We start from the raw sequence: 14,199 nt of genomic DNA on the forward strand, positions 1-14,199 counted from the left end.
AAGCCATAAGTCTGCAAACTTTTCTTACCCAACAGCCGGCACCTGCTTTTTTATCCAGCTAAATCAAAACAGCCTCTTATATATAAACTATAATAAGCGGAATAGTATGGATAGCTTTATATAGGAAATCCGGCTAGCTGTCTAAAGCTATATAAACCTTTGGAGTGCTGGCTTTGGATACGTAAACGAAACCCTGCCCCCCGGTGGGTTCTCGTATCGGATTGGGCTGCGGAGAAGGGAGCATTCCCCTTGTTTCAGTGTGCAGCATTCCAGACTAACAGAAACAAAAAAGCCACAACCTGAACGGCTGTGGCTTTTTACCAGATGGGTTTCGCTCCTAAAAAAGCGCTTCTGCTACTTTCCGCACCGAACCTGACTTGCCCATGGAGTAGTAGTGCAGGCACGGCACGCCAAAATCCATCAGTTCTCTCGACTGCTGGATCGCCCACTCCACGCCCACCTGCGCAGCCGCCTTGTTGTCGGTGCAGGCCTCTACGGCATCCGCCAGTTCGCAGGGGATGTCGATATGGAAAATGCCGGGGAGTATGGTGAGCTGGGATTTTGTAGTCAGGGGCTTCAGGCCCGGTATGATCGGCACGTTGATGCCCTCGGTCCTGCACAGCTTCACAAAGTCAAAGTACTTCTGGTTATCGAAGAACATCTGCGTCACCACGTAATCCGCCCCCATCTCCACCTTCTTCTTCAGCCAGCGCAGGTCAGCTTTTAAATTCGGGGCATCTGAGTGCTTCTCCGGGTAACCGGCCACGCCGATGCAGAAGTCTGTCCCGTTGGTATTGATTTGCTCATCATCAAGGTAGCAGCCGTTGTTCATGCCTACCACCTGCTCCAGTAACTCCGTGGCATAGCTGTGCCCCCCCGGCTCCGGGACAAAGCGCGGCTCATTTTTCACGCAGTCGCCGCGCAGCACCAGCACGTTGTCGATGCCCAGGAAGTGCAGGTCGATGAGCGCATTCTCTGTCTCTTCTTTGCTAAAGCCGCCGCAGATCAGGTGCGGCACCGTGTCTACCTTGTAATGGTTCTGGATGGCCGCGCATATCCCCACTGTGCCCGGGCGCTTGCGCGTGCTGATTTTTTCGAGCAGGCCGTTCTCCCGTTGCTTATATATATACTCCTCCCGGTGGTAGGTGACATCGATGAACGGCGGCTTGAACTCCATCAGCGGGTCGATGTGCTCATACAGCATCTGCAGGTTCTCCCCCTTCAGGGGCGGCAATATCTCGAATGTGAACTGTGTTTTATCTGCGTTCTTAAAATGCTCTGTTACTTTCATTTATATCGGGTGATGCTTTTTTAATTGTTAAATGGCTGGATTGTTAAACTGTTGGTTCACAACACCGGGTCCAACCATCCCTGGCCCCTCCTTGTCCAAGGCGGGGAGTTTTTCTTACTCCTGCTCCTTTCTTGCTTATCGCAATGGCTTGGCTATATATGGTTATTGATGATGAGTTTGTTTTAAAGCTCTATCTTCAACTATGGTCTTCATAGTTTGAGGAAGCAGCAGCAGACTCCCCTCCTTAAAGAAGGAGGGGCAGGGGTGGTTGGATATATAGCAGTAAATCTACACCGCCTGCTGTGCCAGCGGCGTCGGCTCGTAGTTCAGGTTTGGCGAGAGCCAGCGCTCCAGGTCCTGCAGCGCCATGCCTTTGCGACGTGCCATGTCAGCCACCTGGTCTTCCCCGATCTTTCCTAATCCGAAGTAGCGTGACTCAGGGTGCGAGAAGTACAATCCGCTTACAGCGGCTGTCGGGTACATGGCCAGGTTCTCCGTCAGGATTACGCCTGTCTGCTCCTCGGCCTTCAGCAGGTTGAACAGCGTGATCTTTTCGGTATGGTCCGGGCAACCCGGATAGCCGGGCGCCGGGCGGATGCCCTGGTACTGCTCTTTAATCAACTCCTCGTTGCCCAGGCTCTCCTGCGGTGCGTAGCCCCACAACTCCCTGCGCACTTTGGCGTGCATCAGCTCTGCAAAGGCCTCGGCCAGGCGGTCGGCCAGCGCTTTCACCATAATGGAGTGGTAATCGTCGTGATCCGCCTCGTACTTCTCGATGAGCTTCTCGATGCCGAAACCAGTGGACACCACAAAACCACCTATATAGTCCGGGATGCCTGTTTCCTTCGGAGCCACGAAATCGGAGAAGGCCATGTTCGGCACGTTGCCGCCCTTCTTGCCCTGCTGCCGCAGCGTGTGGAACTCCGTCAGCACGTTTCCACGTGAATCATCGGTATATACCTCAATGGTATCGTCTGCCTCCACGTTAGCCGGGTAAAAACCCACCACCGCGCGCGCCTCCAGCAGTTGGTTGTCCACGATCTCCTGCAGCATTTCCTGCGCGTCGGCAAACAGCTTGCGGGCCTCAACGCCGTATTCCGCATCGTCCAATATCTTGGGGTACTGCCGCTTCAACTCCCAGGTGTGGAAGAAAGGCGTCCAGTCTATATAAGGCACGATTTCGGAAAGCGGGTAATTCACAAAGGCTTTGCTGCCCAGGAAGCTCGGTTTTGTTGGCTGCGTGGCCGCCCAGTCTACCTTGAATTTATTGGCCCGCGCATCTTCGATGGTGGCGAAAGCACGGTCTTTCGTGCGGTTCATGTGGTCTTCGCGCAGTTTCTGGTACTCTGCCTTCACCCCGGCGACATACTCGTCGCGGTTGCTGCCCAGCAGGCTGCCCACCACCGTCACGCTGCGGGAGGCATCGTGCACGTGCACGACAGGCCCGCTGTACTGCGGCGCTATTTTCACGGCTGTGTGCACCCGGGAGGTAGTGGCCCCCCCGATGAGCAGCGGAATCTTCAGACCGCGCCGCTCCATCTCCTGCGCCACATACACCATCTCGTCCAGCGACGGCGTGATCAAACCACTCAAACCGATGATATCTACTTTCTGCGCTTCGGCCTCTGCCAGGATCTTGTCCAGCGGCACCATCACGCCCATATCGATCACCTCGTAGTTGTTGCAGGCCAGCACCACACCCACAATGTTTTTGCCGATGTCGTGCACATCACCTTTCACGGTAGCCATCAGGATGGTGCCCGCCGTTGACTTGGACGTGTCGGAAGATAGTTTCTCCTTCTCCATGAACGGCAGCAGGTACGCCACCGACTTCTTCATCACGCGAGCGCTCTTCACCACCTGCGGCAGGAACATCTTGCCGGCGCCGAACAGATCGCCCACCACCGTCATACCGGCCATCAGCGGACCTTCGATCACATCCAGCGTTTTAGTGGCCCGCTGCCGGGCTTCTTCGGTGTCTTCTTCGATGAACTCGACAATACCTTTTACCAGCGCATGCTTCAGGCGTTCCTCCACGGGGGCCTCGCGCCAGGCAGTATCGGCCTGCGCCGCTGCTTTGCCTTTGCCTTTTATCGTATCGGCATAGTTTACCAACCGCTCCGTTGCATCCGGGTGGCGGTTAAAGATCACATCCTCGATCAGGTCGCGCAAGTCCTTCGGAATCTCGTCATACACCCCCATCATGCCGGCGTTGACGATGCCCATGTCCATACCAGCCTGCACGGCATAGTACAGGAACACGGTGTGCATCGCCTCGCGCACCAGGTCGTTGCCCCGGAAGGAGAACGACAGGTTGCTCACGCCGCCGCTCACCAGCGCGTGCGGCAGGTTGGCTTTGATCCACTTCACCGCCTCCAGGTACTCCACCGCATAGTTGTTATGCTCCTCTATACCGGTGGCGATGGCTAATATATTCGGGTCGAAGATGATGTCCTGCGGCGGGAAGCCCAGTTCCTCCGTCATGATGCGGTAGGCGCGTCCGCAGATCTCGACTCTGCGTTCGAGGGTGTCGGCCTGGCCTTCCTCATCAAAGGCCATCACCACGGCGGCGGCACCATACTGGCGCACTTTCCGGGCCTGCGCCTTAAAGTTCTCCTCCCCTTCTTTCAGGCTGATGGAGTTGACGATAGACTTGCCCTGCACGCATTTAAGGCCCGCTTCCAGCACCGTCCATTTCGAGGAGTCGATCATGATCGGCAGCTTGGAAATATCCGGTTCAGAGGCAATCAGGTGCAGGAAATTAGTCATCGCCTCCTCGGAGTCCAGCATCCCTTCGTCCATGTTCACGTCAATGATCTGGGCGCCGCCCTCTACCTGCTGCTGCGCCACCGACAGGGCGTCTTCAAACTTGCCTTCCACAATCAGGCGGGCAAATTTCTTCGATCCGGTCACATTGGTGCGCTCCCCCACATTCACGAACAAAGTCTCCGGGGTGATGGTGAGGGGCTCCAGGCCGCTGAAGCGCGAATAGGCGGGCAGTTCCGGAACAACGCGCGGTTTATGTCTGGCAGAAAGCTCCGCAATGCGGCGAATGTGGTCGGGGGTGGTGCCGCAACAGCCACCCAGAATATTAACAAGGCCCTCCTGCAGGTACTCCTCCACAATAGCGCCCATCTCATCCGCCGACTCATCATAGCCGCCAAAGGCGTTCGGCAAACCGGCATTCGGGTAAGCACTGATATGCACGTCCGCGATGCGGGACAGCTCCTGGATATGGGTTTTCAGTTGGCGCGCGCCCAGGGCACAGTTAAACCCGATGCTGATGATCGGGGCGTGGGAGATGGAATTCCAGAACGCTTCTACTGTCTGGCCAGAAAGTGTCCGCCCGCTGGCATCGGTAATCGTGCCCGACACCATGATGGGCAGTTCTTTGCCGCCGTCCTGCACAAATTGCTGGGCAGCATAAAGGGCCGCTTTGCAATTCAGCGTGTCGAATACGGTTTCTATCAGCAGCACATCGCAGCCGCCGTCCACGAGGCCTCGCACCTGCTCATAGTAGGCTTCCACCAACTGGTCGAAGGAGATGGCGCGGTAGCCGGGGTTGTTCACATCCGGGGAAAGCGAAGCGGTGCGGTTGGTCGGGCCAATGGCGCCGGCCACAAAGCGCGGCTTACCCAGGTTTTGGGCTGTTACTTCGTCTGCCGCCTCGCGCGCCAGCCTGGATGATTCGTAGTTCAGCTCATACACCAGGTCCTCCATGTGGTAATCGGCCATGGCGATACGGGTACCGCTGAAGGTGTTCGTCTCCACGATGTCGGCCCCGGCCTCCAGGTACTCTTTGTGAATGGCCTTGATAATATCGGGGCGGGTAAGGGAGAGCAGGTCGTTGTTGCCTTTCAGGTCGCTGGGGTGGCTGGCAAAGCGCTCGCCGCGGAAATCGGCTTCTGAAAGCTGGTAACGCTGAATCATGGTGCCCATCGCGCCGTCCAGCACGAGCACACGCTCCTTCAGCAATTTATGAATGGGATGTTTTGTCATGGTCGGTGTCTCCTTTTCTTCTCTTAAGTCTGCTGCGTTCGGCTTATCAAGAAGGACACCTGGGGAGGAGTACATTCTTATCTTTTCCGGGGCATTGTGTCCGGAAGGGAATTAGCACCAAGCGTTTACATGGTTGCTAAGACGTCGTAGGGCCCTGTCCCTCGGTCTTTCTTGATAAGAAGCTGCAAGTTAGGGATATGTGGGCAGTATATGAAATTTTATTGCATTAAATTATGATATGCTTCCTTTCACCTGTTCCACGGCTTGCGGATTCCGGGTACTAATGGTGCTTTAGGCCGCTTGCTCCTATTTCAGGGGAGGGAGGGCCGGGAAATGCGCGACGAAGCGCCACACAGGCAAGCCGCCGGAAACGGCGGTCGGTTAATGGCAAAAAAGAAAGGGTTGCCAGCTGGCAACCCTTTCTCAGTAACGCTACTGCCGGGGCAGTTGGCTGTTATACCTACGCTTCCGCCTCTACTTTAGGAACTACAGAAACGTAAGAACGGTTTTTCTTACCTTTTTTGAACTGCACCACGCCGTCCGTCAGCGCGAACAGGGTGTGGTCTTTGCCGATGCCCACGTTCACGCTTGGGTGATGGGCAGTGCCTCTCTGTCTTACTATGATGTTACCAGCGATGATATCCTGGCCACCGTAAATTTTAACACCGAGTCTTTTGGAATGCGACTCGCGGCCGTTATTAGAACTACCTGCTCCTTTTTTGTGTGCCATGTTTTTTAACTTTAATCCGGGTCAGCGAACCGGGCCCGGAAAGATTTCACGATTAATTTCTTCTTACTGCTTATCCAATGCTCTCGATCAGGACTTTCGTGAAGTGCTGGCGGTGGCCATTCTTCTTTCTATAGCCTTTTCTTCTCTTCTTTTTGAAAACGATCACTTTGTCGCCTTTCACGTTGCCAAGGATTTTACCAACCACTTTAACACCGCTCACGAAAGGAGCACCTAACGTAACGGTTCCGTTATCATCAGTAAGAAGAACATTGGCGAACTCAACGGCGTCACCATCATTGCCGGAAAGCTTGTTAGCGTAGATGAACTTGCCGTTCTCTACTTTGGTCTGTTGACCTGCGATTTCTACAATTGCGTACATCAGCTTCAATGTATATTTAAAAGATTAGTGCGCAAAGGTACGGCGCTTATTTTATATATGCAATGGCTTGTGCTACAAATTGTTCCTGCCTTGCACACCCGCTGTGTACGTTTTTGTGGATAACCGTGTTAACATCTGCGCCACCATTTGGACAAGCTGTTAAAAACCGCTTTATGCCGTTAAAAAATAGCAAGTTATATCCAAACGTTAAAGTGAAGGTTTTCCACAAATTGCACTACAGTCTGCGTAATCCGCCTGCGGCGTTACACACTTCTGCTCCATGGCCTTGTTGCTCCCAGCTGGCCCACACCACCACCGCCCAAACCCGCCCCCAGCGGGCTAATCTCCCCCTGAACATGCGCTATATGCATACATTTCAATATTTTACATCAATTATATATGATTTATATATGTTATCCACGCTGTGGATAACTATGTGCATTACCCCCGAAAATAGCCTTTTCCACCCTCTGAGAGGGTGTGCATAAATTGAACAACTTTCGCCCCGATTTTCAAGTTCAATTCTATATATTTGAACTCCTGATATAGCAGCCATTCCTGCAAAGCGACGGCTAAACATATTCGGCTGCCGGGAGTTTTGAGAACAAACGTTCTTACCAAACCTTTTACAAGCTATATATATGAGTGACATGGAGCCAATACTGAAAGAGAATCCCAACCGCTTCGTCTTGTTTCCGATTCAGAATGATGAGGTGTGGCAGATGTACAAGAAGGCTGAGGCCAGCTTCTGGACAGCCGAAGAGATCGACCTGAGCCAGGACCTGAAGGACTGGGAGAACCTGAACGACGGCGAGCGCCACTTCATCAGCCACGTGCTGGCTTTCTTCGCGGCCTCGGACGGCATCGTGAACGAGAACCTGGCCGTGAACTTCATGAATGAGGTGCAGATACCGGAGGCGCGGTGCTTCTATGGCTTCCAGATCATGATGGAGAACATCCACTCTGAGACGTACTCGTTGCTGATCGATACCTATGTGAAGAAGCAGAGCGAGAAAGACCACCTGTTCAACGCGCTGGAGACGGTGCCGGCGGTGGGCAAAAAAGGAGCGTGGGCGCTGAAGTGGATCGAGAGTGAGAAGTTTGCCGAGCGCCTGATCGCTTTCGCCGCGGTGGAGGGTATTTTCTTTTCCGGCTCTTTCTGCTCTATCTTCTGGATGAAGAAGCGCGGCCTGATGCCCGGCCTGACCTTCTCGAACGAGCTGATCAGCCGTGACGAAGGCCTGCACTGCGACTTTGCCTGCCTCCTGTACAAGATGCTGGTGAACAAGCTGCCGGAGGAGCGCGTGCAGGAGATTATCCGTGACGCCGTGAGCATTGAGCAGGAATTTGTGACAGACGCTCTGCCAGTGGACCTGATCGGGATGAATGCCAAGCTGATGAGCCAGTACATCGAGTTTGTGGCCGACCGCCTGCTGGGCGAACTGGGCTGCAAAAAGGTATATAACTCCACCAACCCATTCGATTTTATGGAGATGATCTCGCTGCAGGGCAAGACGAACTTCTTCGAGAAGCGCGTGGGCGAGTACCAGAAAGCAGGCGTTGGCGGCGACAAGGACAAAAAGGTTTTCTCGCTGGACGAAGACTTTTAGTATATAGCAAAAACTTAGTATGTTTAGGAGGCCAAAGGGGAAAACCCGCCTCTTTTCCTCCTCCTGATTCACGCTTACATTGCATTGGGGGCCGCAGCAGGCAAAAGGCCGCTGCAGGCCCACTCCAAAGCAGCAGACGGCAGCAGTGCCGCATGGCCGGGATGCTCTGATCTATATAGAAGGCAGCTATATAGGAGAGGCATTTGGCTAAACCCACAAACAATTGTATTACAACGTCTTATAACGCCAGAAGCGTATGGGCTGATTGTGTACTGCACCTATAGTAACCGGCGCCTGCAACGGCAGCGCTTTATCCTGTACCTATTTACTAAACCCGGGCCTTTAGAACCCGCAAATTTTATACGCCTATGTTAGTAGTTAAACGAGACGGCAGACGCGAATCCGTTAAATTCGATAAGATTACGGCTCGCATCGAAAAGTTGTGCTATGGCCTGCACATGGATTATGTGTCGCCGATTGAGGTGGCCAAAAAAGTGATCGACGGCATCTATGATGGCGTGACCACGGTGGAGTTGGATAACCTGGCTGCCGAAACGGCGGCCTCCCTCACCACCAAGCACCCCGATTACGCAGTGCTGGCGGCACGCATTGCCATCTCTAACCTGCACAAGGTGACGAGCAAGTCGTTCTCCAACACCATGAAGCGCCTCTACACGTACGAGGACCCGAAAACGGGGGAGAACGCGTCGCTGATTGCCAAGGACGTGTATGAGATCGTGCGCAAGCACGCCGCCCTGCTGGACTCCACCATCATCTACGACCGTGATTACAACTACGATTACTTCGGATACAAGACTCTGGAGCGCTCTTACCTGCTTCGCCTGGACGGCAAGATCGTGGAGCGCCCGCAGCATATGTTGATGCGTGTCGCCGTGGGTATCCACAAGGAAGACATCGAATCTGCCATTGAAACCTATAACCTGATGTCTGAGAAGTGGTTTACCCACGCCACGCCAACATTGTTCAACGCCGGCACGCCGAAACCGCAGCTGTCGTCGTGCTTCCTCCTGACGATGAAGAACGACAGCATCCCGGGTATCTATGACACGCTGAAAAACTGCGCGCAGATCTCACAGAGCGCCGGCGGAATCGGCCTCAGCATCCACAACGTGCGCGCCACGGGCTCCTATATAAAGGGCACCAACGGCACATCCAACGGTATCATCCCGATGCTGAAGGTGTTTAACGACACGGCCCGTTACGTGGACCAGGGCGGCGGCAAGCGTAAAGGCGCCTTCGCCATATACCTGGAGCCGTGGCACGCGGACATTTTCGAATTCCTGGACCTGAAGAAGAACCACGGCAAGGAGGAAAACCGCGCCCGCGACCTGTTCTACGCGCTCTGGACGCCCGACCTGTTTATGCAGCGCGTGGAAGACAACGGCAACTGGAGCCTGTTCTGCCCGAACGAGGCACCGGGCCTGGCCGACTGCTGGGGCAAGGATTTCGAGCGCCTCTACGAGAAGTACGAGCGCGAGGGCCGCGCCCGCAAAACGGTGAAAGCGCAGGAACTGTGGTTTGCCGTGCTGGAGTCGCAGGTGGAGACGGGTACGCCTTACATGCTGTACAAGGACCACGCAAACCGCAAGAGCAACCAGCAGAACCTGGGCACGATCAAGAGCTCGAACCTGTGCACCGAGATAATGGAGTACACGTCCGACGACGAGATAGCAGTTTGTAACCTCGCATCGCTGGCCCTGCCGCGCTTTGTGAAGGAGGAGAACGGCCACAAGGTGTTCGACCACCAGAAGCTGTTCGATGTAACCTATCACGCCACCGTGAACCTGAACAAGGTGATCGACATCAACTACTACCCGGTGCCGGAGGCGCGTAACTCCAACATGCGCCACCGTCCGATCGGGTTGGGTGTGCAGGGGCTGGCCGATACGTTCATTCACCTGCGCATGCCGTTCGAGAGCGACGAGGCCAAAGGGCTGAACAAGGACATCTTCGAGACACTCTACTTTGCGGCCATGACGGCTTCGAAGGACCTGGCGAAAAAGAATGGCCCTTATGAGACATTCAAAGGTTCTCCGCTGTCAGAAGGCAGGTTCCAGTTCGATATGTGGGGCGTAACGCCAGCATCCGGCCGTTGGGACTGGGAGGAGCTTCGCCAGGAGGTAATGACGCACGGGGTACGCAACTCGCTGCTGGTGGCGCCAATGCCAACCGCCTCTACGGCGCAGATCCTGGGCAACAACGAGTCGTTCGAGCCCTATACCTCCAACATCTACCTGCGCCGCGTGCTGTCCGGTGAGTTTATGGTGGTGAACAAGCACCTGCTCAAAGACCTGATCGCGCTGGGCATCTGGAACGACAAGATGAAGCAGGATATCATCGCCGCCAACGGATCGGTGCAGGATATCCCGAACATCCCGCAGAACGTGAAGGACCTGTACAAGACGGTGTGGGAAATAAGCCAGCGCACGGTAATCGATATGAGCGCCGACCGTGGTGCCTATATATGCCAGAGCCAGTCGCTGAACCTGCACGTGCAGAACGTGAACTTCGGCAAACTGACCTCGATGCACTTCCATGCCTGGAAGCAGGGCCTGAAGACTGGCATGTACTACCTGCGCACCAAGTCTGCGGTAGACGCCATCAAGTTTACGGTGGAGAAACAAGCCGCCGAGACGCTGTCGCCGGTATATAGCCAGCAGGACCAGAACCGCAGCGACATGAGCTGTAGCTTGGATAACCCGGACGCTTGCGAGGCTTGCGGATCGTAAAATAGATTGGAGGGAGGGCTATTTAAGTTCTCCCTCTTTCTTTGCCTGATGCAAGTGCACCCTGTGTTACTACTGATGTCTTGTCAGCGGATGGAGTACTGTTGTTTTCACTTTAGCCACTAAATCAATGTCACAGTTTTATGTATCTAACCATAGAGGCTCCGTTAAAAGAAGCTGGTAAAAAAGATAAACTATCAATTCCCGCCCAAGTTTTCCTTAATCACTTTCATGCATTATGCACCCATTTAACTTGTCATAAAGACAATTACGATTTAAACAAGATACCTTACTTCGAGAAAAAGCTCTTTAGCAAAAAGGACTTTGACCTTGCAAGAGTAAAAAAGGTACTATATAATTCATGGAGTTCAGAGCATGCTCTTCATTTAACAGGCAAGCAGGAATTACCTGATTATTATAGATATGCATTACATTGGTCTTTCCCCCAAGCATACTATTCTTGCTACCTAAACATGCATGCCTTTTGTCTTGCTACAGGAGATCCAAGTGATTCACATCATAAAATAATACTGGGATTTGGGGACAGGGTTAAACGCAATACATATCCTAAATGTATAAGCTTTTACGCTGAAGGGAACTACAAGAATTATACTTACGAAAACCTCCCTTTGCATCAGCCAAAGAAAGCACTTTCATTATTAAAAGATGAAATTGCTGTTCAATCTCAGATAGCATCATTTTTAAGATCTACACGATCAAACAAAGCAGAATATCATAGGGATAAAAGACAGAGGTCTGATAATCCTATTAGGACTAATGGTTCTAAGCAAATAGCTCTAAAATTTAATAAGGCACAATGGCTTGAAATCACCAAAAAGTTAGGACCAACTTCACTTTTCGATATTCTCTACAGATTGCGAATCAAGGCTAATTATAATGACATTGAGACATTCATGCATGCTGAAATAAATTTCAAACAATTCCATGATTGCTTAGCTGGTATTGTTGGTTATCTAAATTTTGTTCATGAATGCTATTTGGCAAAAGCAATAGGTTATCGTAAGTATGAAATGATCTTGGATGGGTTTCCAGCACACTTGTCTGACAGCTTTGTTAGAAAAAGATATGAAGTGCTCATCAAAAGTCAGATCAAATAGTATAAATGGAATAACTAAACAAAGACCTCGCGGTGTCCGAAGGTCCCGCGAGCGTCTGAGCCACGAAGCGACGGACTTTCCCGCCGTTGTTGGTGTTTTCACCAACAACTAAGCCGCAGCTACGAAGCGACAACTCCTTCCACCACGACCTGCAGCTCGAAAACTGGGCTGTCGCATTAGCAGGCGAAAAGTGGTTGTTGGTGAAAAACACCAACAACGGCATGGACGGCATGGAAACACCGCGTTGATGGCGCGTGCCGACCCGATTAGCTCTGACAGTGAAAACACCAACAAAGGCGAAATACCGACAGCGGCGAGAAAGAACGCCAACAACGGCGACATACCAACAGCAGCGGGAAAAAACGCCAACAACGGCAGGAGCGGCATGAACAGCAGGAGCGGCATAAACCCCCACATACCAACAACCGCAGACGGTATGTATCCTAACAAAGGCACGGCAGGTGACGGCAAAAGCGGTAAAACAACACGCATCCTCACCACTACCGCCACCCAAACAACCTATACCGCGCGTCAGCAGTACTTAGCACATGTTCGAGCAACGGCACATCGCCTTCTTCACCGCTACTATACTGGAGTGGAAACACCTGCTGAAGCCAGAGAAGTACAAGGCGATTATCCTGGAGAGCCTAAAGTACCTGGTGGAGCATAAACGTGTGAAGGTATACGGCTTCGTTATCATGCCGAACCACCTGCACCTGCTCTGGAAAATGGAGGAGCCACACAAACGGGAAGACGTGCAGCGGGATTTTATGAAGTTTACGGCGCAGCAAATCAAGTATGACCTGATCCGAAATCACCCGGCAGTACTGGAGAAGTTCCGTGTCGGTGCCAAAGACCGCCAATACCAGCTATGGGAGCGAAACCCGCTGTCGGTGTACTGCTTCTCTACTGCGGTTACAGAACAGAAGCTCAGCTATATACACCGGAATCCGATTCAGGAAAAGTGGCAACTAGCTGCTCTGCCGGAAGAATATCCTTACTCCTCTGCCAGATTCTACTTTGAGAATAAAGATGATTTTGGATTCCTGACACATTATATGGACTAAGTCTGATGCAGAGATGATAGTTGTTGGTGAAAACACCAACAACGGCGGAACCATCACCAAAGGACATCCTTTATCCTTAGCCTGACGGCTATGGTGTTCTCACCAACAACGGCGGAACACACCTGTAACAGGCGAGTTGTAGGAACAGGACATAGTTGTCCGGGTCCCTGAACAGCGTCTCCTTGTTGTTTCCGCGGGTATATAGATGGTAATAGGTCCCCGGCTCCAGCGAGATCGTCTTTTGCATGTAACCCTATATGGGTTTGTAACAGCAATCGCACAACGACCTCGCAGCGTACGCAGCTCCTGCGAGCATCTGGCAGGAAAGGCCGTCGCTCCGTAGCGTTAGACACATGGGGCCTTCGGACACCGCCAGATCGGGACCAATCGCCGCGAGGCCCACATCAATCCATCAGCTGTACCTCCACGGAGTTATAGTAAAGCGTGGTAGTGCCTTCGAAGCCGGAGTCGGTGCCCATGATGAGCCACAGGCTGCCATTGCTGTCCGTCGTGATCTGGATCGGGTCCTGCAGGTTATCCCGCTGAATCAGCCGGTATGTTTCTTCATCGCCCGGTATGCCGATGTTGCCCAGCACCACCATCGCCTCCCCGCCCTGCGCCTGGTTCCCCTTGTCGATGTTCATGCGGATATAATCCCCTTCTTCAACGGGCATCGGCTCTATGGGAGCCCCGCCTGCCTTCAGGTAAACACTTGCCCCGGGGCTGCCGCCTATTCCTGCAAATTGCTCAGGGTATTTGGAGGCCAACTCAATCTGAAAGGTAACACGGTAGGTATGGTTGGGTTCAAGCCCGGTTACCTGCTTCTTCATAAACAGGAACAGGTCGTCGCTAATGTTCCGCCCGGAGATTCTCAGCGCCATCCCATCTTCTTCCACTTCGGCAGGAAGCGCCTCATGGCTAAACCCGAACTCGAACCGGCTCCGGTCCCAGTCTTTCAGGAAGTCGGCCATTCCGCCTTCCCAGCCTTCGGCGCCTTGCTCAAAGTTATATGATAGCGTCTGGCCTGGTATCACAACATCATCCTCTTCATCGTCGCAGCCAAAACTGAACACAGCCAGCAAAGTCAGAAGGCAAAGCTTTATAGTAGTTTTCATAATACTTGAAAGTTTGTTCGCTTATATTCTAGGTACGACACCAACCATAGCGGGGTGATACTGCTCCTCTGTTAAAGAGCCACACCACAGCATTCTTTAGCGGGACACAACCTTTTTAAAGCAAAGGCTTTTCCGGAAAGGGA

At 52.9% G+C, this 14,199-nt stretch carries 11 protein-coding genes and 1 riboswitch; of the genes, 5 read left to right on the top strand and 6 right to left on the bottom strand.

Annotated features, from left to right (window positions below):
• Positions 1-337 precede the first annotated feature (337 nt).
• The 4 genes from metF to rplU all read right to left on the bottom strand — a co-directional run bounded on the left by metF (position 338) and on the right by rplU (position 6,399).
• The gene (gene metF, locus ABD920_RS17795; RefSeq protein ID WP_345160868.1) at positions 338-1,291 is read right to left on the bottom strand and encodes a methylenetetrahydrofolate reductase [NAD(P)H]; all 954 of its coding nucleotides are present in this window, start codon (positions 1,289-1,291) and stop codon (positions 338-340) included.
• A 288-nt stretch (positions 1,292-1,579) separates the two neighbouring features.
• A complete protein-coding gene (gene metH, locus ABD920_RS17800) occupies positions 1,580-5,290 on the bottom strand; it encodes a methionine synthase (RefSeq protein ID WP_345160869.1) in 3,711 nt (1,236 codons plus the stop codon).
• A 74-nt stretch (positions 5,291-5,364) separates the two neighbouring features.
• Positions 5,365-5,471: riboswitch (SAM riboswitch) on the bottom strand.
• 279 nt (positions 5,472-5,750) lie between these two features.
• Positions 5,751-6,020 (bottom strand): 50S ribosomal protein L27, encoded by a 270-nt coding sequence (gene rpmA / locus ABD920_RS17805; protein WP_345160870.1) that lies wholly within the window; start codon positions 6,018-6,020, stop codon positions 5,751-5,753.
• A gap of 70 nt (positions 6,021-6,090) precedes the next feature.
• Positions 6,091-6,399 carry a 50S ribosomal protein L21 gene (gene rplU, locus ABD920_RS17810; RefSeq protein WP_345160871.1) on the bottom strand — a complete coding sequence of 103 codons (309 nt, stop codon included), beginning with the start codon at positions 6,397-6,399 and terminating at the stop codon, positions 6,091-6,093.
• A gap of 650 nt (positions 6,400-7,049) precedes the next feature.
• On the opposite strand from rplU, the gene ABD920_RS17815 reads away from it, so the two are divergent.
• From ABD920_RS17815 to ABD920_RS17835, 5 genes are all read left to right on the top strand, one after another.
• Positions 7,050-8,009 (top strand): ribonucleoside-diphosphate reductase small subunit, encoded by a 960-nt coding sequence (locus tag ABD920_RS17815; RefSeq protein ID WP_425568638.1) that lies wholly within the window; start codon positions 7,050-7,052, stop codon positions 8,007-8,009.
• Between the two features lie 368 nt (positions 8,010-8,377).
• Entirely contained in the window at positions 8,378-10,759 is a 2,382-nt protein-coding gene (locus ABD920_RS17820; RefSeq protein WP_345160873.1) for a ribonucleoside-diphosphate reductase subunit alpha, read from the top strand.
• A gap of 140 nt (positions 10,760-10,899) precedes the next feature.
• The gene (locus ABD920_RS17825; RefSeq protein WP_345160874.1) at positions 10,900-11,874 is read left to right on the top strand and encodes a hypothetical protein; all 975 of its coding nucleotides are present in this window, start codon (positions 10,900-10,902) and stop codon (positions 11,872-11,874) included.
• Positions 11,875-11,966: 92 nt separating this feature from the next.
• Positions 11,967-12,122 (top strand): hypothetical protein, encoded by a 156-nt coding sequence (locus ABD920_RS17830; RefSeq protein ID WP_345160875.1) that lies wholly within the window; start codon positions 11,967-11,969, stop codon positions 12,120-12,122.
• A 300-nt stretch (positions 12,123-12,422) separates the two neighbouring features.
• Complete coding sequence (locus ABD920_RS17835; protein ID WP_345160876.1) at positions 12,423-12,941, top strand: transposase; 519 nt, start codon at positions 12,423-12,425, stop codon at positions 12,939-12,941.
• Positions 12,942-13,029: 88 nt separating this feature from the next.
• On the opposite strand, the gene ABD920_RS17840 is transcribed toward ABD920_RS17835, so the two are convergent.
• A complete protein-coding gene (locus tag ABD920_RS17840; RefSeq protein WP_345160877.1) occupies positions 13,030-13,188 on the bottom strand; it encodes a hypothetical protein in 159 nt (52 codons plus the stop codon).
• Positions 13,189-13,345: 157 nt separating this feature from the next.
• On the bottom strand, positions 13,346-14,056 hold the full coding sequence (locus ABD920_RS17845; protein ID WP_345160878.1) for a hypothetical protein: 711 nt from the start codon (positions 14,054-14,056) through the stop codon (positions 13,346-13,348).
• Between the last annotated feature and the right edge of the window lie 143 nt (positions 14,057-14,199).

Origin of the sequence: Pontibacter saemangeumensis, assembly GCF_039541895.1 — a bacterium.
GTDB classification, from domain to species: Bacteria; Bacteroidota; Bacteroidia; order Cytophagales; family Hymenobacteraceae; genus Pontibacter; species Pontibacter saemangeumensis.

Coding starts and splice junctions, on each gene's coding strand:
- metF (WP_345160868.1), bottom strand. CDS start 1,291: ATGAAAGTAACAGAGCATTTTAAGAACGCAGATAAAACACAGTTCACA.
- metH (WP_345160869.1), bottom strand. CDS start 5,290: ATGACAAAACATCCCATTCATAAATTGCTGAAGGAGCGTGTGCTCGTG.
- rpmA (WP_345160870.1), bottom strand. CDS start 6,020: ATGGCACACAAAAAAGGAGCAGGTAGTTCTAATAACGGCCGCGAGTCG.
- rplU (WP_345160871.1), bottom strand. CDS start 6,399: ATGTACGCAATTGTAGAAATCGCAGGTCAACAGACCAAAGTAGAGAAC.
- ABD920_RS17815 (WP_425568638.1), top strand. CDS start 7,050: ATGGAGCCAATACTGAAAGAGAATCCCAACCGCTTCGTCTTGTTTCCG.
- ABD920_RS17820 (WP_345160873.1), top strand. CDS start 8,378: ATGTTAGTAGTTAAACGAGACGGCAGACGCGAATCCGTTAAATTCGAT.
- ABD920_RS17825 (WP_345160874.1), top strand. CDS start 10,900: ATGTATCTAACCATAGAGGCTCCGTTAAAAGAAGCTGGTAAAAAAGAT.
- ABD920_RS17835 (WP_345160876.1), top strand. CDS start 12,423: ATGTTCGAGCAACGGCACATCGCCTTCTTCACCGCTACTATACTGGAG.
- ABD920_RS17840 (WP_345160877.1), bottom strand. CDS start 13,188: ATGCAAAAGACGATCTCGCTGGAGCCGGGGACCTATTACCATCTATAT.
- ABD920_RS17845 (WP_345160878.1), bottom strand. CDS start 14,056: ATGAAAACTACTATAAAGCTTTGCCTTCTGACTTTGCTGGCTGTGTTC.